General features: G+C 42.3%; 26 protein-coding genes. 9 read left to right on the top strand and 17 right to left on the bottom strand.

Annotated elements, in window-relative coordinates; genetic code table 11:
* Positions 1–10: 10 nt before the first annotated feature.
* From prmC to QDI94_RS06510, 10 genes are all read right to left on the bottom strand, one after another.
* A complete protein-coding gene (gene prmC / locus QDI94_RS06555; protein ID WP_278867986.1) occupies positions 11–853 on the bottom strand; it encodes a peptide chain release factor N(5)-glutamine methyltransferase in 843 nt (280 codons plus the stop codon).
* Positions 853–1,836 carry a DUF1385 domain-containing protein gene (locus tag QDI94_RS06550; RefSeq protein WP_021882907.1) on the bottom strand — a complete coding sequence of 328 codons (984 nt, stop codon included), beginning with the start codon at positions 1,834–1,836 and terminating at the stop codon, positions 853–855. Before QDI94_RS06550 ends, prmC begins: the two co-directional genes overlap by 1 nt.
* A gap of 41 nt (positions 1,837–1,877) precedes the next feature.
* Positions 1,878–3,305 carry a sensor histidine kinase gene (locus QDI94_RS06545; protein ID WP_278867984.1) on the bottom strand — a complete coding sequence of 476 codons (1,428 nt, stop codon included), beginning with the start codon at positions 3,303–3,305 and terminating at the stop codon, positions 1,878–1,880.
* Between the two features lie 86 nt (positions 3,306–3,391).
* The gene (locus QDI94_RS06540) at positions 3,392–4,099 is read right to left on the bottom strand and encodes a response regulator transcription factor (RefSeq protein ID WP_278419811.1); all 708 of its coding nucleotides are present in this window, start codon (positions 4,097–4,099) and stop codon (positions 3,392–3,394) included.
* A 22-nt stretch (positions 4,100–4,121) separates the two neighbouring features.
* A complete protein-coding gene (locus QDI94_RS06535; protein ID WP_278419812.1) occupies positions 4,122–5,459 on the bottom strand; it encodes an FG-GAP repeat domain-containing protein in 1,338 nt (445 codons plus the stop codon).
* 31 nt (positions 5,460–5,490) lie between these two features.
* Positions 5,491–6,159, bottom strand: coding sequence for a tRNA (guanosine(46)-N7)-methyltransferase TrmB (gene trmB / locus QDI94_RS06530; RefSeq protein ID WP_101028989.1), 669 nt, complete (start codon positions 6,157–6,159; stop codon positions 5,491–5,493).
* Between the two features lie 118 nt (positions 6,160–6,277).
* Positions 6,278–7,036: a Nif3-like dinuclear metal center hexameric protein gene (locus QDI94_RS06525; protein ID WP_278867982.1), complete on the bottom strand. Its 759-nt coding sequence runs from the start codon at positions 7,034–7,036 to the stop codon at positions 6,278–6,280.
* Positions 7,033–7,698 carry a class I SAM-dependent methyltransferase gene (locus QDI94_RS06520; RefSeq protein WP_278867979.1) on the bottom strand — a complete coding sequence of 222 codons (666 nt, stop codon included), beginning with the start codon at positions 7,696–7,698 and terminating at the stop codon, positions 7,033–7,035. The genes QDI94_RS06525 and QDI94_RS06520 overlap by 4 nt, the downstream gene beginning before the upstream one ends.
* Entirely contained in the window at positions 7,698–7,892 is a 195-nt protein-coding gene (locus QDI94_RS06515; protein WP_015523330.1) for a DUF1858 domain-containing protein, read from the bottom strand. Before QDI94_RS06515 ends, QDI94_RS06520 begins: the two co-directional genes overlap by 1 nt.
* A gap of 121 nt (positions 7,893–8,013) precedes the next feature.
* Positions 8,014–9,543 carry a YifB family Mg chelatase-like AAA ATPase gene (locus tag QDI94_RS06510; RefSeq protein WP_278867977.1) on the bottom strand — a complete coding sequence of 510 codons (1,530 nt, stop codon included), beginning with the start codon at positions 9,541–9,543 and terminating at the stop codon, positions 8,014–8,016.
* 234 nt (positions 9,544–9,777) lie between these two features.
* Here QDI94_RS06510 and QDI94_RS06505 point away from each other — a divergent pair, with 234 nt between their 5' ends.
* The 3 genes from QDI94_RS06505 (at position 9,778) to QDI94_RS06495 (ending at position 11,466) form a co-directional block, all read left to right on the top strand.
* Positions 9,778–10,365, top strand: coding sequence for a sigma-70 family RNA polymerase sigma factor (locus QDI94_RS06505; protein ID WP_278867976.1), 588 nt, complete (start codon positions 9,778–9,780; stop codon positions 10,363–10,365).
* A gap of 87 nt (positions 10,366–10,452) precedes the next feature.
* Positions 10,453–10,731, top strand: a complete 279-nt coding sequence (locus QDI94_RS06500; RefSeq protein ID WP_021882914.1) for a zinc-ribbon domain containing protein — start codon at positions 10,453–10,455, stop codon at positions 10,729–10,731.
* Between the two features lie 255 nt (positions 10,732–10,986).
* Positions 10,987–11,466 carry a hypothetical protein gene (locus QDI94_RS06495; protein ID WP_278867975.1) on the top strand — a complete coding sequence of 160 codons (480 nt, stop codon included), beginning with the start codon at positions 10,987–10,989 and terminating at the stop codon, positions 11,464–11,466.
* 568 nt (positions 11,467–12,034) lie between these two features.
* Here the strand turns inward: QDI94_RS06495 and QDI94_RS06490 are convergent.
* On the bottom strand, positions 12,035–12,589 hold the full coding sequence (locus tag QDI94_RS06490) for a hypothetical protein (RefSeq protein ID WP_278867974.1): 555 nt from the start codon (positions 12,587–12,589) through the stop codon (positions 12,035–12,037).
* A gap of 220 nt (positions 12,590–12,809) precedes the next feature.
* On the opposite strand from QDI94_RS06490, the gene QDI94_RS06485 reads away from it, so the two are divergent.
* The 6 genes from QDI94_RS06485 to QDI94_RS06460 all read left to right on the top strand — a co-directional run bounded on the left by QDI94_RS06485 (position 12,810) and on the right by QDI94_RS06460 (position 18,557).
* Positions 12,810–13,238, top strand: coding sequence for a hypothetical protein (locus tag QDI94_RS06485; protein WP_101070379.1), 429 nt, complete (start codon positions 12,810–12,812; stop codon positions 13,236–13,238).
* A gap of 211 nt (positions 13,239–13,449) precedes the next feature.
* Positions 13,450–13,899, top strand: coding sequence for a CtsR family transcriptional regulator (locus QDI94_RS06480; RefSeq protein WP_046431992.1), 450 nt, complete (start codon positions 13,450–13,452; stop codon positions 13,897–13,899).
* 21 nt (positions 13,900–13,920) lie between these two features.
* Positions 13,921–14,424, top strand: a complete 504-nt coding sequence (locus tag QDI94_RS06475; protein ID WP_021882921.1) for a UvrB/UvrC motif-containing protein — start codon at positions 13,921–13,923, stop codon at positions 14,422–14,424.
* 2 nt (positions 14,425–14,426) lie between these two features.
* Positions 14,427–15,416: a protein arginine kinase gene (locus QDI94_RS06470; protein WP_015523343.1), complete on the top strand. Its 990-nt coding sequence runs from the start codon at positions 14,427–14,429 to the stop codon at positions 15,414–15,416.
* Between the two features lie 46 nt (positions 15,417–15,462).
* On the top strand, positions 15,463–17,928 hold the full coding sequence (locus QDI94_RS06465; protein ID WP_117881629.1) for an ATP-dependent Clp protease ATP-binding subunit: 2,466 nt from the start codon (positions 15,463–15,465) through the stop codon (positions 17,926–17,928).
* Positions 17,929–18,062: 134 nt separating this feature from the next.
* The gene (locus QDI94_RS06460) at positions 18,063–18,557 is read left to right on the top strand and encodes a hypothetical protein (RefSeq protein WP_278866324.1); all 495 of its coding nucleotides are present in this window, start codon (positions 18,063–18,065) and stop codon (positions 18,555–18,557) included.
* A gap of 384 nt (positions 18,558–18,941) precedes the next feature.
* Here QDI94_RS06460 and QDI94_RS06455 read toward each other — a convergent pair whose 3' ends face one another.
* The 6 genes from QDI94_RS06455 to ftsX all read right to left on the bottom strand — a co-directional run bounded on the left by QDI94_RS06455 (position 18,942) and on the right by ftsX (position 26,216).
* Positions 18,942–20,285, bottom strand: coding sequence for an MATE family efflux transporter (locus tag QDI94_RS06455; RefSeq protein ID WP_278866327.1), 1,344 nt, complete (start codon positions 20,283–20,285; stop codon positions 18,942–18,944).
* A 185-nt stretch (positions 20,286–20,470) separates the two neighbouring features.
* Positions 20,471–22,384: a lysine--tRNA ligase gene (gene lysS / locus QDI94_RS06450; protein ID WP_117979658.1), complete on the bottom strand. Its 1,914-nt coding sequence runs from the start codon at positions 22,382–22,384 to the stop codon at positions 20,471–20,473.
* A gap of 88 nt (positions 22,385–22,472) precedes the next feature.
* On the bottom strand, positions 22,473–22,955 hold the full coding sequence (gene greA / locus QDI94_RS06445) for a transcription elongation factor GreA (RefSeq protein ID WP_015522791.1): 483 nt from the start codon (positions 22,953–22,955) through the stop codon (positions 22,473–22,475).
* Between the two features lie 118 nt (positions 22,956–23,073).
* Positions 23,074–23,901, bottom strand: coding sequence for a hypothetical protein (locus QDI94_RS06440; protein WP_101028972.1), 828 nt, complete (start codon positions 23,899–23,901; stop codon positions 23,074–23,076).
* 87 nt (positions 23,902–23,988) lie between these two features.
* Entirely contained in the window at positions 23,989–25,305 is a 1,317-nt protein-coding gene (locus QDI94_RS06435) for a murein hydrolase activator EnvC family protein (RefSeq protein WP_278866330.1), read from the bottom strand.
* A gap of 32 nt (positions 25,306–25,337) precedes the next feature.
* Positions 25,338–26,216, bottom strand: a complete 879-nt coding sequence (ftsX, locus tag QDI94_RS06430; protein ID WP_278866332.1) for a permease-like cell division protein FtsX — start codon at positions 26,214–26,216, stop codon at positions 25,338–25,340.
* Between the last annotated feature and the right edge of the window lie 53 nt (positions 26,217–26,269).

Genomic DNA, 26,269 nt, shown 5'->3' with positions numbered 1-26,269 from the left:
TTTTCTAAAATCAGAGCAAAGTCCCAATAATCGCCCTCTGCACACCGCCAAAGTCGAGCGAAATTTTAAAATCCGAAAAGCCTTTGTCAGTCATAAGTGCCTTTACTGCGTCAGCCTGACCTTCTCCGAGTTCAAATGCAAGCGCACCGCCCTTTTTGAGTTTTCTGCTCCAACGGTTCACTATTTCACGGTAAAAATCACAGCCGTCCTCGCCGCCGTCAAGTGCAAGTCTTGGTTCAAGCTGAACCTCTTTTTGAAGTGTTTCTATGTCGGCTGATTTTATATAAGGCGGATTTGAAACGATGAGGTCAAGCTCACCGTCTGCAAATGTATCGCAGATTTTGAGAGCGTCAGCCATAACAGGCTTTACTGACGAATTGTTTTCTTTTACATTTGTTTCAAGATATGAAAAAGCGGTTTCGTCAATTTCAACTGCCGTAACCTTTGCACCCGAAATTTTATCAAGTGCAACGGCAATTGCACCGCTGCCCGAACAGAGGTCAACCGTTTTTTTATCGGCTCTGTTTTTGAGAAAATCAATGCAGAGATTGACAACCACTTCCGTGTCATCACGGGGTATAAGCACGCCTCTGCCCACCTTAAAATCGAATCCCATAAAGCTCCATTCGCCGAGAATATACTGCAACGGCTCGCCTGAAATTCGTCTTTCTATAAAATTTAAAAAGTTATGCGAACAGTTTTCATCGGCTTTATCAGTTTTGTGAATGATAAAGCCGACTCTGTCAAGCGAAAAAGCCTTTTGTAAAAGACTTTGCGCCTCAAATTTTGAATTTTCAATATTATTATTTTCAAGCAGTTTAAGTCCGCTTTGATAAATTTCGTTTACAGTCATTACTTGCTTACAATGTCCGAGCCGTCCTCGGGGATAACAGCCTTGATAGCCTCAATTGCAACTTCAATCATAGTGTCGTCAGGCTCTTTTGTTGTGATTCTCTGCGCCCAAAGTCCGGGAGCGGCAATGATTCTTGTTGCGGCATTGTCGTGCTTACCGCAGATTTTGATAAGCTCGTAACCGATTCCGCATGAAACGGGGAGAAGAAGAATCTTGAATACAGGTCTTAAAAATCCGATGCCGAAGGGTGCAACAGGAACGAAAAGACCGACAAGAATGCCGACAATCAGCATAAGAACCATAAAGCTTGTTCCGCATCTCGGGTGAAAACGGCTCTGCTTTTTAACATTTTCAACTGTGAGTTCTTCTTCGTTTTCGTAGCAGAAAATTGTCTTGTGCTCGGCACCGTGGTACATAAACACCCTTTTCATTTCTGTCATTTGTGAACATACTATAATATAAAGTAAGAAAAGAATAATCTTGAGAACACCCTCAAAAACAGACTTCCAGAAAACAGCGTTTCCGCCGTCACCCTTGAAAGCCGGCACAACATTTGCACTGAGGTCAAACAGGAAAGAGGGGACAAAGAAGAAAAGTCCCACGGCAAGCGCAACACCGAGGATTGACGCAATTACCATCATAACCTTAACAAGCTTGTCGCCGAATTTATCATCAAGCCATTTTTCAAACTTTGACGGTTCTTCTTCAATTTCGGTTGATTCAATTGCCTTATCGGCAGAGAGCATAAGCGCTTTGTAGGAAAGTCGCATTGAGTCAATAAGACCTGCAATTCCTCTGAGAAACGGAAGCTTGAAAAGCTTACATTTTGAGGGAATTGTGTTTATGCTTATATCCTCGCTGTAAATCTTGTCGGGTGCGGTACGAACACACACGGTTGTGCGTTTCGGACCTCTCATCATAATGCCCTCAATCAAAGCACTGCCGCCGATTGAGGTGATTTTTTTAGTAGTATTTTTAGCCATTAGCTGTTCCTTTCTGTATTAGGCTGCACAGAGAAATAAGATTAAAGCTTAATATTTTCGGGAAGTGAGTTTTCACTGCCCTCTTTATATACAGGGAAGGTTAGTGTTACGGTTGTGCCAACGCCCTCTCCGCTTTCGATATTAAGCGAACCGTTGTGGAGGTTCATAATCTCATCGGCAACCGCAAGTCCGATTCCCGAACCGCCGACAGTCTGGTTTGCTTTGTAGAATTTTTCCTTAACCTTTGGAAGGTCTTCGGCAGAAATTCCGCAGCCTGTGTCGGTTATTACAATCTTGATAATATCGGGTTCATCTTTGCTGTAGATTACCTGAGCGGCAACAACACCGCCCTTTGGTGTGTATTTTAACGCATTGTCAAGCACATTGAGGAAAACCTGCTTGAGCCTGTTTTTATCGCCGTAAACGGCAGGATAAACAGCCTCGGGTTCATCATAGAGAAGATGCTTGCCCTCTGTAACGGCTCTTTCCTTTAAGAAGTAAACCGCATCGTCAAATTCTGCAAGAATGTCAAGCTTTTCCTTGATGAGCTTCATTCTTCCGCTCTGAATACGGCTGAAGTCAAGAAGCTCTTCTACAATGCTTGTAAGGCGTGAACTTTCATTGATAATAACTCCCATACCGCGGTCAAAGGTTTTGCGGTCAAGCTTTCCTCTTTCGGAAAGCTGCATTGTTTCAGCCCAGCCCTTAATCGCCGTAAGCGGAGTACGCAGTTCGTGTGATACTCGTGAAATAAAATCGTTTTTCATCTGATCGGCTGTTTGAAGATCCAGCGCCATATCGCTGATTGCGTCACAGAGGTCGCCGATTTCATCGTCATATTTGTACTCGATTTTTTTAGCCTGCGAAAAGTCGCCGTGGGCAATCTTGCTTGAAATCTCCGAAAGCTTTCTTATCGGGGTAACGATTGAACGGATAAACATAAGTCCCGACAAAATTACAAGTGCAATTATAACAATACCGCTTATGATAATCCCTGCAGATACAAGCACGATTGCAGTATTTACCTGTTCCATAGAAACAATATATCTTACCGCACCGACGCAGGTTCCGTTTTCGTTGGTGATAATTCTCGTCTGGCTCATAGCACTTTCGCCCGATGAAAGCTTGCCGTTCCAGTAGGCATATCCGCTTTCATCAGAGAGAGCCTCGTTAAAGTCGGGAATCTGTTCGTTTTCATCGGGAGTGAATCCTGTTGAAGTCATAACAACTCTGCCGGAAGAATTGATTACGATAACTTCCATTTCTTCCTTTTTGTCAAAGTTTTCAACATAGTCACGGGCAGACGCCACAAATGAGGTTGAACTGTCGCTTTGAAATCCCGAGAAAACAAGAGAAAGCTCACTGCTTGTTGTATTTAAATTTTGTTCAACGCTGTTTTGAAAAATATATGTAACAATAAAAATAAGGCTGACAACAATAAGTATTATGATTGTCAGTACGACGCTCAATGTGTTGAGCATCCATCTTTTTGAAATGCCCTTAAAAATTGTTGCCGTCCTCCTTTGTATAGATTATGTGCGGAATTTTGTCGGAATTATTCGCCTGAATCCCACTTGTAGCCGAGTCCCCAAACGGTGATGATGTGCTTGGGATTTGACGGCTCGTCCTCAACCTTCATTCTGAGCCTGCGGATATTAACATCGACAATTTTATCCTCACCGACATAAGCGTCACCCCATACATGATTGAGAATGTCGATTCTGTCAAGAGCAACACCCGGATTCGAGAAGAAGTACTCCATAATCTGAAATTCAACCTGTGTCAGTTCAATCATCTTGCCGCTTTTCATAAGAGCACGGTTGCGAAGATTAAGTGTAAATTCACCTGATTTAAGTTCTTCCTTAAAGTTGTTTTCTGAATGTGACTGTGCAAGCGCAACCCTTCTGTAGAGTGAGTCAACTCTCGCAAGAAGCTCACTCGGTGAGAATGGCTTTGTAACATAGTCGTCTGCACCGAGCATAAGACCTGTTACCTTGTCCATTTCCTGTGTTTTTGCGGAAAGCATAATAATTCCGATTCCGCCGTTGCGGTTTCTCAGCTCCTTACAAACCTGAAAACCGTCAATGCCCGGCATCATAACATCAAGAATTGCAACATCAAAGTCACCGTTATTATCTTCATATTTTTGCAAAGCCGCTTCGCCGCAGTCTGCCTCAACTACTTCGTAGCCTGCTCTTGTAAGATTGATAACGACAAAGTCACGAATTGCCGCCTCGTCCTCACAAACAAGAATTTTTTTCATACCAAAACCTCCGTTACTATGGTTAGATTCCCGATTGAACAAGTGTCATAAAACCGGTTTTAATTTCGTCATCACTGAGCGAAATCTGTGTGTCGGGATTTATATTATTAAATGTGTATGCATATTTATCGTCTTTTGTAATAAGTGTAAAATTGTTTGATTTTCCGGATTCCCATTCGTTTATCGGCAGCACCTTTATTTCAAAAAGCTCCGTGTCAAGCTTTGAGCCGTTCCATGCGAAAAATGAGGTAGTTCCTTTTTTTAGGTCTGTAATTGCCGTAACCTTGTTTTCGTCCCACTTATCGGGATAGCTCATCATAAACATAAAATCATAGTTTATAACGGCTGTCTGCTTTTTTATAAGATTTTCTTTTACGGTATCAAAGCTGTTCCAGATAATTTTGTCTGCATAGATGTTTTTGGTGTCGCCCTTTTGTTTTGGAAGAGCAAGTGTAACCGGAATCTCAAGACTGCCGTCTTTGTCAATGTCGGAACAAATAACAGACGAGGTGCGTTCGGAAAGGTTCTTTGTCTTTTCCTTAAACATAGGATTACGCAGAATTGCAAGGTCACGGCTGTAAAAGATAACCTGTGTGTTCGTAATCTCACTTGCCGAGGTTCCGTCAACGACAATTCCCGTAATATCGTTATCAAGCTTTGTAACGGCAATGTTCTTGTACTTTACAACATTCGGATCCATGTTTGCCATTGCTTTGGCATACAGGCTTTTGCTGTCCTCGTTGTAATCAAGCATTGACGCAAGAGCCTCGTTCTCGGTTGTGTAGAGAACAAGTGATATAATTTCGTTTGTTCCGTCACCGTCAAAATCTCCGGTAACAAAGCTTGAACAGCTCTGTCCGGACCCGATGTCGCTTGTTTTTCCGTCTGAGTAGGAATAGCAGGAAAGCTTGCCGACATTCGGAGTGTAGGTTGTTGAGTTGACAATGATTTCAGCCTTTCCGTTGCCGGTTAAATCCGCAAAATCGACGCTGTCAATATCCGTTGTTTCAAAGATGTTGTCGGATGCAATCTTCCACGAATTATCCTTTGAATACATAACGAGCATATGTACCGAAGAGGTTTCGGCACTGTTGCGGAAAAAAGCAACAGCCTCGTTGCTTTCGTTGCCGTCAAGGTCAGTCATAATTATCGCACTGCGGAATTTTCCGTTTTTCGGATACTTAAGCGTATAACCGCTGTCGGCGGTTTTTGCAATCAGCTGTTCAATTTCAGCCTCATCGCCGACTGCCTTGGGAGGTCGGAGAAGATTGTCGGCACTGAAATCGGAAATATTGCAGCCGCTCATGCATAAAAGCATTGAGCCGAAAAGCACAGCCGAAATCAGTTTTTTAATCTTCACAAAAAATCCCCCTGCCATTTATTTTGATTCTTTAAGTCTTTTGCCTTGCAATAAGATACTTGATTTTTATGCCCTCCTCGGAGAACATTTTTTCATGCTCCGTTTCAATATTGTCCGTAACATTGCTTGCGTGCAAATCACGGGTAAGGTACAAAATCTCATATCCGCTCTGCTCAAAATATTCAAGACTTTCGTCAAACAGCTCGTCATCGTCCGTTTTAAAACGGATTTCGCTGTCAGGCTTCAAAAATGTTTTGTACATTTCAAGCTTTTTGTAGTATGTAAGTCTGCGCTTTTTGTGCTTTGCTCTCGGCCACGGATTACAGAAGTTGATGAAAAGTCTGTCAATCTTATCGTCAGCCGTAATAATTTTGTCAAGCATTTCAACATTGTACTTTACAAGTAAAAGATTTGTAATATCATCCTGCGTTTTGCCTGCGTCCTCAAAAAGCTTTACAATTGTTCTTCTGCCGACGCCGAGCATATCAACCTTGATGTCAAGTGCGATAATGTTTTTGTCGGGATTTTTAAGTGCAAGCTGTCCCGCAAAGCCACCCTTGCCGCAGCCGATTTCAAGATACAACGGCTGTTCTTTTTTGAAAGCCTGCATCCATTTTCCTGCGTATTCCTCAGGATTTTTTACATAAAAGTCGCAAACGGAAAGCTCCGGTTCTGCCCATTTCTTTTTTCTGATTCTCATAATACCTCATTTTGCGGTGCGTACAGACGGCGCACTACCACATATAGTAATTTACCGTATCATTATATCAAATTGTAACAAATTATGCAACAAATATTTTGATAATGATGCTTACAGGTTAAATAAATTTAATCATATCGTCACAGGATTGCGATTTTGTAAAAATAATGTCGGAAAATTTCTCTGAAAGCCTGTTTACAAGCGGCAAAATTACAACATCTTCACTTTTGAAGTGACCTGCATCAATAATGTCAATTCCGAGTGAATTTGCGGCGATAATCTCATGGTGCTTGATTTCTCCCGTGACAAGCACATCAACACCCGCCAAAGCTGCATCAAACACATTTGAACCGCCTGCACCCGACGATACGGCAACCTTTTTAACCCTGTCTTTAATGTCGGTGTAGCGAAGTCCTTTGCAGTCAAGATTTTTCTTTGCAAGCTTTGCAAAATCGTGAATATCGGTTTCGCTTTCAAGCTCGCCCGTGAACATACACTCTCCAAACTCCGACAGCACGGGCTTTTTGACTCCGAGTGCGTCTGCAAGGCAGATGTTCACTCCGAACTTTTCTCCGAGATCAAGGTTGGTGTGCATACAAACGGCGGAAATTCCCTTTTGTGCAAGCATATAGGGAACGGAAGAAGGCGAAAGCCTTTTTATAGGGGCAAAAATTACGGGATGATGACTGATAATCAGCTCACATCCCAGACTTTCCGCCTCATTCACAACATCCTCCGTAATGTCAAGAGCGACAAGCACACGGCTTACGGCTGTGCATTTGTCGCCCACAATAAGCCCTGCGTTGTCAAAACTCATCTGAGTTGCACAGGGCGCAAATTCTTCAAAAAAATTAAGTATATCGTTTATGGTTTTCACTTAAAGCTCTCCTCAAGAATGCGTGCGGTTTCGGCACAGACAGGGTTGCCCTTAGCCTGTTTTAAAAGTCTGCGCACACAGCCTTCAATAAATCTGCGGTGCATGGGGTTGTTTTTCGGATCAAGTCCGTAAAGGAAAAGGTCGCTTTCGGATACCGTGCGAACCTTACCGCTGTATTCGGCAAGAATTACCGTGTAGCACTTGTTTGCGGCAGTACAGCAGTCACGCTTGATAACGCTGAAACCGTTTGCAAACAGCCAACGCATAAGCTCTTCACTTTTGGTCATAGGCTGAAGAATAAAGTGCTTTGACCTGTCCTTTGAAAACTCCCAGTTTTCGATAATCTGCGAAATGAGTTCTCCGCCCATTCCTGCAATTACTATGTCATCAGCCTCATCGCCCGAAATTTTTTCAAGACCGTTTGAAAGCCTTGCTTCAATTCGATTGTTAAGACCGCTGTTGTTAATTGTTTCAATTCCCCGTTCAAGGGGCAGGGGGTTGATGTCTGCGGCAATCGCTGTGTCGCATCTGCCAATACGGCACAGCCACACCGGAAGATAGGCATGGTCTGTGCCGATATCGGCAACCTTTGCTCCGTCACGCACAAAGTCTGCACAAAGCGCAAGACGGTTATCAAGCGAAAAATCAGATGCGCCGTTCATTATGCAATTGCTTTGTTAAGGTCTGCAACGAGTGCGTCTGCGTCTGCACCGTGTACCATACAAGCTTCTTCAATCGTTTCGCCTCGTGATGCAGGACAGCCAAGGCAGTGCATACCGATGCTGAAGAAAAGCTCTGCTGTGTCGGGGTACTGATCAAGAACATCACCGATTATTGAATTCTTTGTAATTTCCATTATAAAAACCTCCTGTGTCATGAAACTGCAACATCGCTTTGATGTCACACTATAATAGTATAGCATAAAGCCGTGATTTTTAAAAGTAATATTTTTAAATTCTTGTGTAGTGCATTAAGTTCTATTTTGCCCAATATTTGCGGTCAAGACTGCGGTATTGAACCGCCTCAAGAACATGCTCGGAGCGGATTATTTCCGACTCGTCCAAATCGGCAATGGTTCTTGCAACTTTCAAAACCCTGTCATACGCTCTTGCGGTAAGTCCAAGACTTTCAAAAGCGTCTTTGAGCGTCTTTTCAGCCTCTTTATCAATTATGCAGACCTTTTCAAACTGCTCTGCGTTAATTTTTGCGTTGCAGGTTGTTTTACTGCCCTTAAATCTTTCACGCTGAATTTCTCTTGCTCTGTCGGCTCTCTTTTTGATGTCGGCTGAACATTCGGCAGATGAAGCGTCACGCAGTTCTTCAAATTTCACGGCAGGCACTTCTACATGGATATCAAAACGGTCGAGAAGCGGTCCCGAAATGCGGTTGAGGTAGCGTTTTATCTTCTGTTCCGAACAGGTGCATTTTCTTGTCGGATCACCGTAATATCCGCACGGACAGGGGTTCATTGCGGCAACCACCATAATCGAACACGGATAGGTGCATTTCTGACCTGCTCTTGAAATTGTGATAGAGCCGTCCTCAATCGGCTGACGGAGTACCTCAAGCGCCGTCCTTGAAAATTCGGGCAGCTCGTCAAGGAACAGCACACCGTTGTTTGCAAGTGAAACCTCACCCGGTCTGATAGTTCCCGTACCTCCTCCGCCGAGTCCTACGGGCGTTACCGTGTGGTGAGGCGAACGGAACGGCCGTGTTGTGATAAGTCCGTCATGCTTTAGCGTTCCTGCAATTGAGTGGATTTTTGTCGTTTCAATCATTTCGTCAAAGCTCATATCGGGCAGAATTGACGGAACCCGTTTTGCAAGCATACTTTTGCCCGAACCCGGAGGGCCTATGAGCAGAATATTGTGACCGCCGGCAGCGGCAATTTCAAGCGCACGCTTCACCTCAAGCTGACCTTTAACCTGTGAAAAATCCGGAATGTAGTCCTGCTCCTCCTTCGGTGAGTGTGTATTCGGCTTTGCGGGTGCGGGTTCAAGAATGCTGTTGAGATAATCTTTCAGTTGAAGAATGTTGTCAACACCGTACACTTCAATTCCGTCAACAACAGCGCCCTCGCTTGCGTTGGCTTTCGGAACATAAATTTTCTTTATACCGCATTCCTTCGCCTTGATAACCATGGGCAGAACTCCGTTGATTCCTCTGACTTCTCCCGAAAGCGAAAGCTCGCCGATGAATGCGCAGTCGGAGATGTTGCTCTTAATCTGATTGAGCAGTACAAGAATTGCAACCGCAATAGGCAAATCGTAAATCGGTCCCTCTTTTTTTATGTCGGCAGGAGCAAGGTTTACTGTTGTGTGTGCGGCAGGATATTTAAAACCGCAGTTTTTTAATGCACTCAAAACCCTGTCCTTGCTCTCACGCACGGCGGTGTCGGGCAGACCTACCATATCAAATTCCCGTGTGCCGTAATACATTGACGCTTCAAGCTCAACCTTGTAGCCGTCCATACCGCTCACACCAAAGCTGTTGCAGGTAACAACCATCAAAATTCCTCCAGACCGTTAATTTGAAATTAAGTAAAACATATTTTATTATACCATTTTCCTTTTCTCTTAACAAGTTTCATAATGTATGTAATTTCGACTTTATTTCAGCTATTTTGCACAATTATTTTCAATATCATAATGCAATATTACAGAAATTGCTTTTAAGTTGTTGACATTTATGCGATTTTGTTATATTATTAAGCGTATAAGAATAAGTATTAGGGGCAGGTTATGACCGAATTGCAAAAATCCTACGGTGTTTTATCCGACGCACAGCTTGCGCATTTTGTGAGCCTCGGTGATGACCGTGCTTTTGATGAACTTGCGGTGAGGTATCTTGACACAATCAGCATAATTGCACGAAAGTTTTCGGCAGAGGGCTATGAACACAATGACTTTGTTCAGGAAGGTCTTGTGGGACTGCTTTGTTCCTGCAAAGCCTTTGACCAAAACGGCGGTGCAAGCTTTAAAAGCTATATGTCGGTTGTTGTTGAGAGAAGATTTATTTCGATAATCAGACGGGGAGAACAGAAAAAAGCCATTCCCTCATCAAGCATTGTTCCGATGGACGATGTGGGCGAGTCAATTGAAGATTCCGCCAAAACTCCCGAGGAGCTTTTGATGTGCAGGGAACAGCTTAATCAGCTGTTGTCACGCCTTCAAGGCATTTTGTCAAAATCCGAGTACGATGTTCTTATGCTTTACGGCAACGGCTTGAGCTATAAAGAGATTGCCGAAAGGCTTTCCGTAACCGAAAAGGCGGTTGATAATGCACTCCAAAGAGCAAGAAAAAAGGTTCGTGTCGGATTGCAAAAATAGCATATGTCCTTAAACAGTATTGCGGTGCAACTCCGCACAGGGCAACAAACTAACCTCCGAGAGGTAGAAAAAGAGAGGTAAATACCAATGTACGAAGATAAAACACTTGTCTGCAAAGAATGCGGAAACGAATTTGTTTTTACTGCAGGAGAGCAGGAATTTTACGCTGAAAAGGGTTTCACAAACGAACCACAGCGTTGCAAGGCTTGCAGACAGGCTCGTAAAAATGCTGCCAAGACAGAGAGAGAATTCTTTGAAACCGTTTGCGCTGAATGCGGCGGAATTGCAAAGATTCCTTTCAAGCCTGTTGAAGGCAAAAGCTACTATTGCAGCGAATGTTTTGCAAAAAGAAAAGCAGCTGAATAATTAATTAAATTTTTATTGTTTTAGTTTAATTTCTCGTAACTGAGGTTAAATATTTTAATTTTAAAAGCTTGATTATCTTCAGACTAATTTCAAATTTAAAAAGCTAAACACAAAAAACGGTGGGCATCTGCTCACCGTTTTTTTATATTTTTAAGATAGTATTGCAATTTATGCAATTATTTGATATTATTATCAAATGAGAATAAATGTATGAACCATGAGTAGTTAAAGTACATATATTTTATGGAGGCTAAGATGATTAAACAATTTTTAAAACATAAGTGCAATTCAAAAATAAAGCTTTTTATTGCTGTTATTTGTATGTTTGCTCTTGTGATGTCCGTGTCGGGTTGCGGCAACGGCAATTCGGGAAGTGACAATGCAAATGCCACACAGGACACCGTTGCAACCTATAAGGTCAACAGGGGTGAATTTGACTGGAGTGGCAATGAATATACATCTGTTTTGCCAAATCAGAAAGAGTGGAATGTCAGCCAATATCTGGTTGATGACAGTCGAAAATGCTATTCGGTTATTATTGATAATTCTGATTTGAAAAGCACAAAGCAGTATGTTAAATCATTGGAAAAAACAGGTGTTTCTACCGTAAAATCTCAAGTTACTGACGATAAGAAAAATCCAACTCTTAACTACCTTGGTGAATCAGACAGTTACGATATATCAATTTCATATACCGGCGGCATTACAACTATATCAATTACCAAAACTAAATAATTCCAAAAACGGTGGGCATCTGCTCACCGTTTTTTATGTTTTTCATAATATCACTTCGTTACAATCAGCAGGGGTCGAGTGTGAAAGCAATTGGGTATAAAAATAACGGTGCATTGACAATAAAAATATAGTACGGTGCGCAAATGCAAATAAAGGATAAAGCTCGTTTATTCTTTTCTTTTTTATCAAACGAAAACTTTTTGAATACTACGGTTCTTGCAATGAAATATTCAACCAAAGCGGATAAAACTGTAAAAATCAAACAAACAGGTATGTATGTAAAATAATAAGTAGCATACATAGCCATAAATGAGGCAAATGAAGCAATACAGTTTATAACTGAAAAAATCAGAACTACTGTTATGTAATTTTTCCCTGTTATAAGTGTTATGTTTTCCATACAGGCTTTTCTTTTTGCATAATTCATAGCAATGAAAACTGTAACAGATGTAAAAAGTACAGATGCAATTATGTTAATAAACAGGATAACAAAAGTATATTGCGGATCAAAGGTTGTGTTGAACATAAATGTCGAGTTAAACATAAACCAAACCTCCTTAACATTAAATCATAAAATCGAACTCTTGAAAATCATTGCTCTAAACTGACCGTAGGGTATTAATAATTCATACGGTGCATTCGCAAGTGCTGTGAAAAATGAAAGTTTCATTCTTTTACTTTTAGAAACTTCAAAATCTTTATAAACAAATTTGTAATTGACGAAAAACAGAATGAGAATGTTTGCAATAATCAGAAAAGTATAGGGTATTGCAAAGAGTAACCACAAACCGAAATCACATTCTGTACCAAGAACAACGATTGCAAATACGGTAACAGCTGTCGAGAAAAATTCAGGCAACAGTTCATCAAAAAATGCATTTGTGTAAATTGTATTTATGGTGCATAAACTGATGAAAAGTGCAATTATTGCTATCGAAACATATTCAACACCAAGTGAAATAAATGTTGTTTTTACTGTTTTAAAATTGCCGCTATATGACTTTTTAGCAAGATATTTTGAAATGCCGTGATTTATGGCAAACAGTTTTCCTGTGCTTATTCCGGTGGCACCGATGCAGAGTATAGCATATAAAACTGTTCTTAATGCAAAGTCGCTGTACATAAAATCACGCTCCTTATCAAGCAATTGAACTAATTCATTAGTACAATTATATAATACAGCATCTTTGTACAATTGTCAATCGGAAAGCACAAAATTTTTGTTTAATTTCAAATGCTTTTTTGCGAAAATTGTATTAAACCGCCCGAATAACATACTTGTTGTCAAATTTGCACATATAATGTATAATAATAAAAGTAACGATACCGAGAAGGTGATTGCCGTGACGATTGAAAAAATTAAGAGAATTTATGCATCTACCGCAATTTACAAGTTTTCGCAGGGACTAAAGAACGCTGAAACCGATGACTTTGATTCAGCGTTTGACAATGTGCTTGATTTTTTCGGAAACAAAATCGAGGAAGACGCTCTTAAAATTGAATGTTCGGGCGATGAGGTTAATATGATGTTCCTTGACTTTGTAAGAATGTTATCGTCAACCCGTCACCTTGCAATGTGTGTGTTTGTAAACGGCAATGCCGATGTTGATACAGTCAAAAGACTTGAACGCTTTTCGGGTTGGTCGGAGTGCTTTAAGGTTGTTCGTGATATGAATAAACATGATGACAAAATCTGCATCTACATAGGTTTTATAAATTGGTTTGACGGTGAAATTTACGATGTTGATTACACGGTTAATGTGATTATGTAAGGTCAAATTGCTTGAAAAGTCAGACTTTATCGGATAAAATTCGAAAGTCAGAAAAAGTCAAAAATATTTTAAAATATTAGGAAACGAGAGCATAAGCGAGGATTCGTGAGAATTTCAAAGCTTATGCTTTAATTTTTGACTTTAATTGACTTTGACTTTCTCTGACCTTGATATTATAATGTAGTCAAACAAATGAAAAGAGGCGACCAAAATGAGAATGAGCGATTTGGTGGCACAGTACATTATAGAGATGCTTGACCGTGAAAACGGCAGTGCGGAGATTCAGCGAAACGAACTCGCCGGCAACCTCGGTTGTGTACCGAGCCAAATCAATTATGTTATAACCTCCCGATTCACTCCCGAAAAAGGCTACATTGTAGAGAGCCGTAGGGGCGGCGGCGGATTTATCCGAATAAGCCGTGTGAAGATGGATAGAGGTACGGCGCTTATGCATATAATAAATTCGATTGGAACAACACTTGACAAGGCAAGTGCAGAGGCAATGCTCAAAAATATGTTGCAAAGAGATATGATTGAGCTTACATCGGCAAAGCTGATAGCCTCGGCGTTGTCCGACAGAACGCTTACAAATGTTGAACAGAGTAAACGAGATGCCGTGCGAGCGGACTTGTTCAAGAATATGTTGCTCACATTAAGTTGATTTTGAACGGAGGCAGTTATTATGAAATGTCAAAAATGCGGTGCTAACAATGCAAATACTCATGTAAAGACCGTTATCAACGGTGAAATTAAGGAATATGATTTGTGCAGTGAATGTGCAAAGAAAATGGGATACACAAACATCTTCGGTAACTTTGAGGACGAATTTTCTGGACTTCTCGGAAGTTTCTTCGGCAACAGCCTTCCCGCAAGAACTCAGGCAACACGCTGTGACTTCTGCGGAAGCTCATATTCCGATATCGCAAAGTCGGGTCATGTAGGCTGTGCAAAATGTTACGAAATTTTCGGCGACCAGCTTCTTCCTTCAATCAGAAGAATCCACGGCAACACAACCCATTGCGGTAAGAACAGCCGTTTTGGTACAAAGAAAGCCGAAAAGAGTGCCGAGATGACAAAGAAAGATAAAATCAAGGCACTTAAAAAGGAACTCGACAAGGCAATTTCGGAACAGAATTTTGAACATGCCGCAGAGTTAAGAGATCAGATTAAGGAAATGGAGGCTTAATTATGAGTAACGAAGTAATTTCCACCAGAGTAAGACTTGCAAGAAACCTGAAAGATTACCCGTTTCCGTGCCGACTGTCCGAACAGGGCAGAAAAAAGGTTATTGAAAAGGTTACAAGTGCAATCAGGGACAGCAACAGCTCAATTGCCTCGGATTTCAATCTGATTAAGCTTGATGATTTGACAGAGGCACAGGGTGTGTCGCTTGTTGAAAGACATCTTGTAAGTCCCGAATTCATCAGCGAAACAGAGGGCAGAGCATTGCTGTTGAGCAAGGATGAAAGCATGAGCATTATGATTAACGAGGAAGATCACATAAGACTTCAGGTTATCACAGACGGCTTGTCGCTTGAACAGGCATATGATACAGCCGATAAGCTTGATACCCTGCTTGATGAAAACCTTGAATTTGCTTTTGATGACAAGCTCGGTTATCTTACACAATGCCCTACAAATCTCGGCACAGGCATGAGAGCCTCTGTTATGCTCCATCTGCCGGCACTTGAAAAGAGCCGTACAATCGGCAGAATTGCAGGCAACCTTTCAAAGCTCGGACTTACAATCCGCGGTGCTTACGGTGAAGGCTCAGAACCCAGCGGTTCGCTTTATCAGCTTTCAAATCAGGTAACGCTCGGTATCTCAGAAAAAGCCGCAATTGAAAATCTTGAGAACATCACAAAACAGCTTGTTTCTCAGGAACAACAGGCAAGAGAAAGACTTGCAAAGAGTATTGATATTCAGGACAGCGTGAGCAGAAGCTTAGGCTTGTTGAAATCGGCAATGGTTATGACTCATGACGAGGCTTTAAAGCTGTTGTCAAATGTTCGTTTCGGCATTTTGTCGGGACAGATAAAAGATGTTACCGCAGAGGTTGTTGACTCTCTTATGGAAAAAATTGAGCCTGCAACGCTTATGGTAAACTCAGGAAAAAATCTTTCTGCACAGGAAAGAGATATTGAAAGGGCAAAAATTTTAAGAGAGGCTCTTTCATAGAAAATAAGCAGTTAATACATTATCCACAAGGAAGGGTGATGATTTTATGTATCAGTTCAAAGGTTTTACAGAAAAAGCAAACAAGGCGCTTAATCTTGCGATTGAAAGTGCAGAGGAGATGCGCCACAACTATGTCGGTACAGAACACATTCTCTACGGACTCGTAAAAGAGGGCAGCGGTGTTGCCGCAACCGCTCTTAATGAGTGCGGAGTAACGGAAGATGCTCTCCGTGAAAAGCTTGAATCCATTAACGGTACAATGTCGCTCGTTGAGCTTACTCCCGATGATTTTACTCCCCGTACAAAGAGAGTTCTGAGAGCCGCAGTTATCATTTCTTCAAAAACAGGCTACACCTATGTAGGCACAGAGCATTTGCTCCTTGCAATCCTTTCGGAGAGCGACAGCTACGCAGTTGCTTTTCTTGAAGAACTCGGTGTATCTGTTGAAAGACTTGCACAGGCTGTGTCAAAAGGTATGCAGGGCGGTGCAGATGACGGTTTCGGCGGTTTTGAAAACGAATCCGCTCCGAACGGTTCACAGAAAGGCGGTTCTGCTCTTGATAAATTCGGCAGAGATCTTACTCAAGCCGCAAAGAACGGCGAAATTGATCCTGTAATCGGCAGAGAAAAGGAAATCCAGAGGGTTATCCAGATTCTTTCCCGCCGTACAAAGAACAATCCTGTTCTTATCGGTGAACCAGGTGTAGGTAAAACTGCGGTTGCAGAGGGACTTGCACTTGAAATTGCAAAGGGCAATGTGCCTGAAATTCTTAAAGACAAGCGAGTTGTCAGCCTTGACCTCACAGGTATGGTAGCAGGTGCGAAGTACAGAGGTGACTTTGAGGAGAGAATTAAGGCGGCTATTGACGAGGTTAAAAAGTCAAAGAACACTATCCTCTTCATTGATGAACTTCATACTATCGTTGGTGCAGGTGCCGCAGAGGGCAGTGCAGACGCCGCAAATATCCTTAAACCGTCACTTGCAAGAGGCGATTTTCAGGTTATCGGTGCAACAACTCTTAACGAGTACAGAAAATATATTGAAAAAGATGCCGCTTTGGAGCGTCGTTTCCAGCCCGTAAAGGTTGGCGAGCCTACTCCCGAACAGGCTGTACAGATTCTTAAAGGCTTGCGTGACAGCTACGAGGCACACCATAAGGTTAAGATTACCGATGAGGCAATCAATGCCGCAGTAACATTGTCATCAAGATATATCGCAGACCGTTACCTCCCCGATAAGGCAATTGACCTTATTGATGAGGGTGCGTCAAAGGTAAGGCTTGCATCTCTTACTTCTCCTGATAATGTAAAGGAGCTTGAAGATGAAATTGCAGACTATGAAAAAGAAAAGGCAAGCGCAATTAACGAGCAGGACTTTGAAAGGGCTGCACGACTTCGTGATGAGCAGAAGGAACTTCAGACAAAGCTTGACGATGCAAAGAAGAAGTGGCAGGAACAGCAGAAGGGCAACAGCGGTGAGGTAACTGCCGAGGATATCGCAAAGATTGTTTCCGAATGGACAGGTATCCCTGTTGTTCAGCTTACTAAGGAAGAAAGCGAAAGACTTCTTAACATGGAGAATGTTCTCCACGAAAGAGTTATCGGTCAGAGCGAGGCTGTAACTGCAATCGCAAAGGCTATCAGACGAGGCAGAGTAGGTCTTAAAGACCCGAAAAGACCTGTAGGTTCGTTTATCTTCCTCGGTCCGACGGGTGTCGGCAAAACAGAACTTTGCAAGGCTCTTGCAGAGGCAATGTTCGGCGATGAAAATGCAATGCTCCGTCTTGATATGAGTGAATATATGGAGAAACACACCGTGTCAAAGCTTATCGGTTCACCGCCCGGATATGTAGGCTTTGAGGAGGGCGGTCAGCTCACCGAAAAGGTAAGAAGAAAACCGTATTCGGTTGTACTTTTTGATGAGATTGAAAAGGCTCACCCCGATGTATTCAATATGCTCCTCCAGATTCTTGAGGACGGCAGACTTACCGACTCACAGGGCAGAACGGTTGACTTTAAGAATACCATTATCATAATGACCTCTAATGTCGGCGCAAGACTTATCACCGAAAAGCAGAGCTCACTCGGTTTTAATTCCGAAAATGAGAATGCCGAAGAGAGCGAGAAAAAGGACATCAAGGAGCTTGTAACAGGCGAACTCCGCAAGGTATTCCGTCCTGAATTCTTGAACCGTGTTGACGATATTATCGTGTTCAACAAGCTCAACAAGGACGAAATTAAGCAGATTGCCGTTAAGATGCTCAAAACTCTTGAAAACCGTCTTGATAAGATGAATATTAAAATCAGCTTTACAGACAACGCAATCAGCGAGATTGCCGACAAGGGCTTTGACGAAAACTACGGTGCAAGACCTCTCCGCCGTGCAATACAGAACGAGATTGAAGACCCGCTTTCAGAGCAGATGCTTGAGGGCAAGGTCAAGGACGGCGCAGTAGTTACCTGCGATTTCGCAGACGGTCAGTTTACCTTTACAACAGCAAACGCCAATTAAGCGTAATCCTTAATAAAAATAAAATCAACCGCAGAGCGAAAAACTTTGCGGTTGATTTTTTTGCTTTGAATATCTTGACAAAATAAATTTAAGGTGTATAATTAAGCCTACAAAAACACAAGAGGGTGTTAATTATGAAAAAAATTATCTCGATTATGTTATTAGCAGTTGTTATTTCAACTTCAATTTTGTTTACAGGTTGTGGTGGTGAAGTTGCGTCAAATAACGCTCAAACTTCTGATGAAGCCGATACAACTGCTTTATCAGATACTACTCCGACCGCAGATCCAAACCAATTTTCAGTTGAATTTTATGACTACAAAACTAATGAACTCATTTCAAAATCAAACAAAAACAACCTTAACGAAAAGTTGAAGGCATCTGACGATTTGATATATATGACATCTGATAATAAGGTGGATTCGATAGATGTTGAACCGAGTTATGTACTTCTTTTATCATACCTGAAAGATACCAGTCGAGATATTTGGGCTTTGATATATGTCAAGGGTGATGATGTCTATGTTCAGGCTGACAAAAGACACGCAAACATAAACCTTGACACGGCAGGCTATGACATCTATAAGAGTAAATATAATAAGTCACAGCTTGAAGAACTGATAAAATAATCACAGCATAGAGCTGCCTACATTTAAACAATTTTACAAAACACGGTGTAACCCAAATGCATAAGGTTGCACCGTGTTTTTTATATCAAATTTCTGTTCATAATTTGAAAAGTGTAGCTTTTGCCCCTCAATTTGCATTGAAAAGTGTATTTTTTAGCTGTTCCTATTGAGGTGAAATCGGGCAAGGATTACACGGTTCACAGCGCCTTGAACACATTTGTAAGCAACGAAGATTATCACATTAAAAAAGCCTTTGTCCTTTCAAACGAGAGAACAGTAACTTCCGACGGAAAGACTAACTATAAAAATCAATGCCAAAACAGAAATAACCCTTTGAGAAAAGGATTTCTCCTCTCTCAAAGGGCAAGTTCGATAAACTGGAAGTTAACTAATTGATGCCATTTTATCAGTCGGCCATGATCTCCTGAGAGCCACATAGGAGATTAAAAAGTTTGCAAGCCAACCAGCCGGTACAGCAAGCCAGACAAAGGCAATGCCGAAACGCGGTGCACAGATCAGGGCAACGGACAGACGAATCGCAAGGTTCACCATGTTTGCAACGAGGAACGGACGCATAATTCCGAGGCCGCGAAGAACTCCATCGGTTGCCATCTTGATACCCATGAAGATGAAAAAGTAACCAATCCACCTCATATAATCACCGGACACCTGATAGGCAAACGCCGTTCCGTCTTTTCCTAAGAACAGCGAGGAGATCTGCGTGTGTAGCGTTTCAATGACGAGAAAGGCAAGAACGGCAAAGCACACATCCAGCACCAGTGCAGCATGGTAGCCTTTTTTGATACGATCAATTTTCTTTGCGCCAAGATTCTGGGAAACAAACGGCGAAACCGCATTGCCGATGGATACAAAGATCAATGAAAAAACATTTTCCACCCTCATCGTTGCTGTATACCCGGCGAGTGCCTGTGTACCGAAAGGATTTACCACTGCCTGCACAATCATCATACCGATGGACACTGTGGACTGCTGTAAAACCGACGGCACCGCAATGCGAAGCATGGAATACAGCTCCTGCCGTTCAAACCTGTTAAAGGGGCTTTTATATTGCTGCATCCGTGCAAAGAAAATCAAAAACGAAAATACTGCGGAAATTCCCTGAGCAATCAGGGTTGCAATAGCCGCACCGAACACACCGAGACCTAGCCCGGCTACCATCCAAAGATCCATTAAAATATTCAGGATGGACGAAAAAATCAGCAGTCCCAGCGGAATTTTGGATTCGCCGATTGAGGTGAACATGGTAGAAAGAATGTTATACATAAACAGAAACGGAAAGCCCACAAAATAGACCCGCAGATACAGTACTGCATCATCCAGTATGTCGGCAGGGGTTTGCAGTCCACTCATCATCGAGCCGGCGAAGAAAAAGCCAAAAACACCAAGGACTATACTTAGAAGCAAAAAGCTAATCAAGGAGGTTGACACGATTGTTTTCATTTTGCCATACTCCCTGGCTCCGAAATAACGGCTCACAAGCACACCGGCTCCGACACCGGCTCCCAGTGCCACACAAATGAACACATTGGTCAATGCTGCACATGCACCGACAGCTGCAAGTGCGGAAGGACCAACAAACTGGCCGACAATAATAGAGTCGGCCATATTGTATATTTGCTGAAAAAAACTTCCAAGAATCATTGGCATTGCAAAAACCGTCAACGCTTTGAGGGGCGTATCGGTTATCAAATACTCATCTTTCGACATTATCATATTCCTCCATGGTATCCCATTCACTTACCTTCTCAAATTCCGATTTGTCTTTTTCTTTCTGAAAATGGGCAATCCCGATTGGAATTGCCCACTCATTGCACTAATTATGCGATTTTTCCTTGCTTGCACCGATTTCTGCATCAATCTATTTTGTAAACGGTACATTTTTACATCATATTTTAATAAAGCTTTGCACCTGCGGGAATATGGTTATCGACCATGAGGAGGTGGAGCTTTTCTTCGCCTTCTTCCTCGTGAACTGCACTGAGGAGCATACCGCAGGAGTCAATGCCCATCATTGCTCTCGGCGGAAGATTTGTGATAGCGATAAGAGTCTTTCCAACCAGCTCTTCAGGCTCATAATAAGCGTGGATACCGCTTAAAATTGTGCGGTCTGTGCCTGTGCCGTCATCAAGAGTGAACTGTAAAAGCTTCTTCGACTTCTTAACAGCCTCGCAAGCCTTAACCTTTACTGCACGGAAATCTGACTTTGAAAATGTTTCAAAATCAACATATTCTTCAAACAAAGGCTCAACTTTTACCTTTGAGAAGTCAATCTTTTCTTCAACAACAGCATCCTTTGTTTTCGGAATACCCGACGGCTTTTTGTCGGAATCCAAGCTCTTCATTGTCGGGAAGAGGAGAACATCACGGATTGCGGCTGAATCTGTGAGGAGCATACACATTCTGTCGATACCAAAGCCGATACCGCCTGTCGGAGGCATACCGATTTCAAGTGCGTTGAGGAAATCCTCATCGGTTGTGTTAGCCTCATCATCGCCCTGTGCGAGAAGTGCCTCCTGAGCCTTAAAACGCTCTCTCTGGTCAATCGGATCGTTAAGCTCTGAATACGCATTAGCCATTTCCCAGCCGTTCATAAAGAACTCGAATCTCTCAACATAATCGGGATTTTCGGGTTTCTTCTTTGTAAGCGGAGAAATCTCAATCGGATGATCCATAACGAAAGTAGGCTGAATCATATGCTCTTCTGCAAATTCTTCAAAGAAAAGGTTGAGGATGTCGCCCTTCTTGTGGCGTTCTTCAAACTCAACACCCTTTTCCTTAGCAATTGCCTTAGCCTCTTCGTCAGAATGAATTTCGTTGAAATCAACACCTGAATACTTTTTAACAGCGTCAAGCATTGTAATTCTCTCAAACGGCTTGCCAAGATCCATTTCAATGCCGTTGTATGTGATTGTTGTTGTGCCGAGAACCTCCTGTGCAACATGGCGATAGAGGTTTTCGGTAAGATCCATCATACCGTTGTAGTCTGTATATGCCTGATAAAGCTCCATAAGAGTAAACTCAGGGTTGTGACGGGTGTCAACACCCTCGTTACGGAATACTCTGCCGATTTCGTAAACCTTTTCAAGTCCGCCTACGATAAGTCTTTTGAGGTAAAGTTCAAGAGAAATTCTGAGCTTTAAATCCTCGTCAAGAGCGTTGAAGTGAGTAAGGAACGGACGAGCCGACGCACCGCCGGCATTGGCAACGAGCATAGGAGTTTCAACCTCCATAAAGCCCTGATTGTCAAGGTAACGGCGGATACTGCCGATAATTTTTGAACGCTTTACAAAGGTATCCTTTACCTCGGGATTCATAATAAGGTCAACATAACGCTGACGGTAACGAAGGTCTGTATTTGTAAGACCGTGATACTTTTCGGGGAGGGGTTTGAGTGATTTGGAAAGGAGCTTAACCTCTTTTGCATGAACAGAAATTTCGCCCATTTGCGTTTTGAAAACAAAGCCCTTTACTTCAACGATATCGCCGATATCCCACTTTTTAAGGAAACCGTATTCTTCTTCACCGAGATCGTCAAACTTTGCAAAAATCTGGATTTTGCCCGAACGATCCCAAAGGTCCATAAACGAAACCTTGCCCTTGCCTCTTTTTGAAAGCAAACGGCCTGCAACGCATACATCTTTGTTTTCGTACTCTTCAAAATTGTTTTTAATTGTTTCCGTGAGAACATCACGGGCACTTGTTGTAATTACAAACGGATCTCTGCCTGCTTCTTTGAGGGCGGCAAGCTTTTCGTATCTGACCTTGATAACATCGCTTGTGCCGGTCTGCTGTGGCTTCTGACTCATTTCCAATCATTCCTCTCTTTTCAACATCAATAAATCTGACGGATTGCAAAAGCAGAATCCGTCAGCTAAAATTCAATAGATAAACAAATTACTTTGAGATTTCAAGAATCTTAAATGCCTTTACGCCGCCGGGAGTTTCAACCTCAACAACATCACCGACACATCTGTCCATAAGAGCCTTGCCGACAGGTGATTCGTCTGAAATTTTGCCCTGTGCGGGATTTGTTTCGTTAGAACCCGAACCAACAATTTTGTATGTCATCTGTCTGTCTGTGCCAACCATTTCGATTGTAACAACAGAAGTGAGGTGTACCTTATCGTTAGATGTTTCGGACTCATCAATAATCTGAGCAGTTTTGAGGATAGACTCGATAGTAGCGATTCTTGCCTCCATAATAGCCTGCTCGTTCTTTGCATCATCATATTCACTGTTCTCGGACAAGTCGCCGTAGGAACGGGCTACCTTGATTTTCTCTGCAATTTCTTTACGCTTGACATTTTTTAATTCTGCAAGTTCCTCTTCAAGATTTTTAAGACCTTCCGCAGTAAGCATTGTTGGTTTAGCTGCCATTTTATATCGTTCCTTTCAGTTAATACCGCACCTGCACAAGCGTGCATACGGTATAAAATTCTTTCATATCAGCAAAAAACTGCATATAGATTTATTATAATTTTTTTCGCACCGATTGTCAAGCAAAACGGGCAAGATAACTGCAAAGAGATTTCACTGTCTGCGCCTCATTGTCATTACGGCACAAATCGGGAACAATTGAGCCGAGTTCGTACTGTGAACCGAGTGTGTAGAGTGCTGAGCAGAAGTATTCCTCCGACAATCCCTCAGGCCGCAAAAGTGCGAATCCGTTCGGCATTTTAAAGCAATAGCGAAAATACACAAAGCCCTTTATATTTTCCTTTGGTCTGCCGTTTGTGAGGATGACCGCGTCATTTCTTACAGGCAGATTTTCTTCAATTTCAAACGGTGCAATGACAAGGTCACAATTTGAAAGCTGTTCACGGTGATGGGTAACAACGGCACACGCACCCGTTTCTTCGGCAATGGTATTCAGTTCATCATAGAACACATCTTCGTTGTCTGTGATAATACAGGCATTGCCCGTATATTTCAACACAAATGAAACAAGGTCGGTGCATTGAGCGTCGGGGTCATAAATTCCGACCGTCAGCCTTTCGGGAGTATCAAATTTGCTGAGGGCATAAAGCGCCATATTTGTACAAAGTCTTGCCGAAAAAAACGGCGAGTAAAAACGCTTGTAACCGCTGTCATTTGGGAAAGTCATTTCTTCGCAACACAAAAGTCTTGTGCGCTGATTGCCGATTGCCCTGTCAATTTTATTGAGATTGACCTTTTGTCTGCGACAGATGTATGTAAGCTGTTTTACGCTTACGCCCCTTGCCCTTTTGATTTCAACGCACACCTTGTCCCCTCTCAGCCTGTTAAAAAATCCCCTTATTTTCCCGCACTTTTCGGGAAACACAACATTCAATGAAGTAATCAAAACAAAAACCTCCGCATATTTACTTATTTAAGTATATGCGAAGGCTTTTAAATTAATTATCAAATTGTGTATGTATCAAAGAAATTATCACATGTACGGATACTCAGACATCGGGTTGTATCTTACACCGTTAAGACGGCATTCGTAGTGGAGGTGAGGTCCTGTTGAGTTACCTGTTGAACCGACATAGCCGATAATCTGTCCTCTTGAAACAGACTGACCTGTACTTACTGTAAGACTTGTAAGGTGACCGTAAACTGTCATCTTACCGCCCGCGTGGCTGATCATTACATAGTTACCATAACCGCCGCCACAGCCGCAGCTGTAGCTCTTGCCCCAGTTGTGTGTACAACTGCTGTTGGTTGCGATAACAGTACCGTCGGCAGCCGCAACAACAGGAGTTCCCATAATGCCTGCGCCGGCAATATCAATTCCGCCGTGGTTATAAACTTCTCTGTCCTCAAACCATTCTGATGAAAGGCTTACAAAGCCCGGTGTAGGCCATGCAAAGCCCGAACCCGACGGAACAATTACAGATGATGAACCTGAGCTTGATGAACCCGAACCGCTTGAGCCGCTTGATGAACTGCTTGAAGAGCTGCTTGATGAACTGCTTGAGCTTGAACTCTGTGAAGCCTGAGCAGCCTGTTCCGCAGCCGCCTTCTGAGCGGCATAGTACTCGCTGATTTTGGATTCAATCTCATCACTCTTCAAAGCCGCACTTTCAAGAGAATTTTGCGCCTTGGAATTTGATGCGTACAGATTTTTAAGAATCTCGTCATTATCTGAAATGAGTTTATTAAACTCGTCCTGATCCGACTTCAATGACGACTGCTGAGTTTCAAGGTCTTTCTTGTCGGCCTCAAGGGATTCCTTCTGGGTGCTGAGCTCGTCCAGCTTTGTCTGGATTTCGCTGATAAGCTCCTTGTCGCTGTTTGCAAGGCTCTTTACAAGCTCCATCTTATCAATAAGGTCAGAAAAATCCTTTGCACCGAAAATGATTTCAAGGTCTGTTGCGTTGCCCGACATATAGAGAATTCTGAGTCTGTTTGCAAGTGCGTCAAACTGATCCTCAACTTCCGAAAGTCCCTTGTCATAAGCGTCCTGCTTTTCCTTAATATCATCGTTAAGGCTTGAAATTTTCTCACGGGTTACTGCAATTTTTTCATCAAGAACCTGAACCTTGCTTACAAGGGCGCTCTTGTATTCTTCCTTTTCTGCGATGTCAGACTTTGTATCATCAAGAATCTTCTGATACTTCTGATTTTCCTGTTCAAGCTGCTGAAGCTGTTGTTCAAGGTCTGAGATGCTGTCCTCAGCAGAAACAACAGTCGGAATTGCCATAGGAATTGAAATCATACATACGCAGAGCATTGCACATAAAATTCTTTTTAATTTGTTCATTGTAATCTCCTCCTTTAAGATTTCTGTCGGGATTACCAACCGAGTATTTCGTTACCTTCCATTTTAAGGTATTTTCTTATTGAGATAAAGCTGCCGAAGAAGCCGATAACAACACCCGCAACTGCAAACAAGCCGCCTGTAATCCAGATGACATTGTTAATCGGAATGAAATCAATCGGAACAATCTGATAAACAAGAGCCTGTGCAGTTTCATAGAGAATTGCAATTGCACCTGTTGAAAGAATTGCGGAAATAAGTCCGATTATCATACCTTCAATAAGGAAAGGCCAGCGGACAAACGAATTCGTTGCGCCAACCGATTTCATAATGCTGATTTCAAATCTTCGTGAGTACATTGTCGCACGAATTGTGTTGGCAATGATGAAGATTGAAATGATTGTCAGCGCACAAACAACCGCAATACAAATCATATTGACAAGATTGCTGATGTCCGTAAGCTTTTTGGCAAGTTCACGGTGACTGCTGAAACTGTCAACACCGTCAATTTTCTTGATTTGTGCAATAGTTTCATCGTACTTTGACAAATCCTTCATCACTACAATAAATGAATCAGGAAGTTTGTTTCTGCCTTTCATCTCGGCAAAAAGGTCGTCGCCAAGGGTTGATTTATACTGCTTTATCGCATCTTCCTTTGAAAGGAAGGTTGCAGACTCAACATTGTCAAGCTTTTCAATTGCTTTTCCTACATAAACAGCCTCAAGCTGTGAATATCCGTCTTTAATGTATACAGAGGTTTCATTTGACTTGCCGACAGATTCAACAACCTTGTCAACATTCAATGAAAAAAGTGCCGCCGCACCTGTGAGAACAAGACAGCTTATAAGTACGCAGACGGAAGCGATACTCATAATACGGTTGTTCCACACATTTTTGAAACCTTCTTTTGCCAAATAACCAAATCCGGTCATATCAAAAATCCTTTCAAAATCCTATTTGCGCAAAC

This window comes from Ruminococcus bromii (assembly GCF_928721825.1).
In the GTDB taxonomy this organism is placed as follows: domain Bacteria; phylum Bacillota; class Clostridia; order Oscillospirales; family Acutalibacteraceae; genus Ruminococcoides; species Ruminococcoides bromii.
Note: the sequence above shows the minus strand (reverse complement) of the source record. Positions and strands in the feature narration are given on the sequence as shown.

Excerpts from the sequence above, each read along its gene's own strand:
- QDI94_RS06505 (WP_278867976.1), top strand. The coding sequence starts at position 9,778 with ATGACCGAATTGCAAAAATCCTACGGTGTTTTATCCGACGCACAGCTT.
- QDI94_RS06475 (WP_021882921.1), top strand. The coding sequence starts at position 13,921 with ATGAAATGTCAAAAATGCGGTGCTAACAATGCAAATACTCATGTAAAG.
- QDI94_RS06455 (WP_278866327.1), bottom strand. The coding sequence starts at position 20,285 with ATGTCGAAAGATGAGTATTTGATAACCGATACGCCCCTCAAAGCGTTG.
- QDI94_RS06460 (WP_278866324.1), top strand. The coding sequence starts at position 18,063 with ATGAAAAAAATTATCTCGATTATGTTATTAGCAGTTGTTATTTCAACT.
- QDI94_RS06480 (WP_046431992.1), top strand. The coding sequence starts at position 13,450 with ATGAGAATGAGCGATTTGGTGGCACAGTACATTATAGAGATGCTTGAC.
- QDI94_RS06495 (WP_278867975.1), top strand. The coding sequence starts at position 10,987 with ATGATTAAACAATTTTTAAAACATAAGTGCAATTCAAAAATAAAGCTT.
- QDI94_RS06550 (WP_021882907.1), bottom strand. The coding sequence starts at position 1,836 with ATGGCTAAAAATACTACTAAAAAAATCACCTCAATCGGCGGCAGTGCT.
- QDI94_RS06520 (WP_278867979.1), bottom strand. The coding sequence starts at position 7,698 with ATGAACGGCGCATCTGATTTTTCGCTTGATAACCGTCTTGCGCTTTGT.
- trmB (WP_101028989.1), bottom strand. The coding sequence starts at position 6,159 with ATGAGAATCAGAAAAAAGAAATGGGCAGAACCGGAGCTTTCCGTTTGC.
- QDI94_RS06435 (WP_278866330.1), bottom strand. The coding sequence starts at position 25,305 with ATGAACAAATTAAAAAGAATTTTATGTGCAATGCTCTGCGTATGTATG.
- QDI94_RS06500 (WP_021882914.1), top strand. The coding sequence starts at position 10,453 with ATGTACGAAGATAAAACACTTGTCTGCAAAGAATGCGGAAACGAATTT.
- QDI94_RS06515 (WP_015523330.1), bottom strand. The coding sequence starts at position 7,892 with ATGGAAATTACAAAGAATTCAATAATCGGTGATGTTCTTGATCAGTAC.
- QDI94_RS06465 (WP_117881629.1), top strand. The coding sequence starts at position 15,463 with ATGTATCAGTTCAAAGGTTTTACAGAAAAAGCAAACAAGGCGCTTAAT.
- greA (WP_015522791.1), bottom strand. The coding sequence starts at position 22,955 with ATGGCAGCTAAACCAACAATGCTTACTGCGGAAGGTCTTAAAAATCTT.
- prmC (WP_278867986.1), bottom strand. The coding sequence starts at position 853 with ATGACTGTAAACGAAATTTATCAAAGCGGACTTAAACTGCTTGAAAAT.
- QDI94_RS06540 (WP_278419811.1), bottom strand. The coding sequence starts at position 4,099 with ATGAAAAAAATTCTTGTTTGTGAGGACGAGGCGGCAATTCGTGACTTT.
- QDI94_RS06510 (WP_278867977.1), bottom strand. The coding sequence starts at position 9,543 with ATGGTTGTTACCTGCAACAGCTTTGGTGTGAGCGGTATGGACGGCTAC.
- QDI94_RS06490 (WP_278867974.1), bottom strand. The coding sequence starts at position 12,589 with ATGTACAGCGACTTTGCATTAAGAACAGTTTTATATGCTATACTCTGC.
- QDI94_RS06470 (WP_015523343.1), top strand. The coding sequence starts at position 14,427 with ATGAGTAACGAAGTAATTTCCACCAGAGTAAGACTTGCAAGAAACCTG.
- lysS (WP_117979658.1), bottom strand. The coding sequence starts at position 22,384 with ATGAGTCAGAAGCCACAGCAGACCGGCACAAGCGATGTTATCAAGGTC.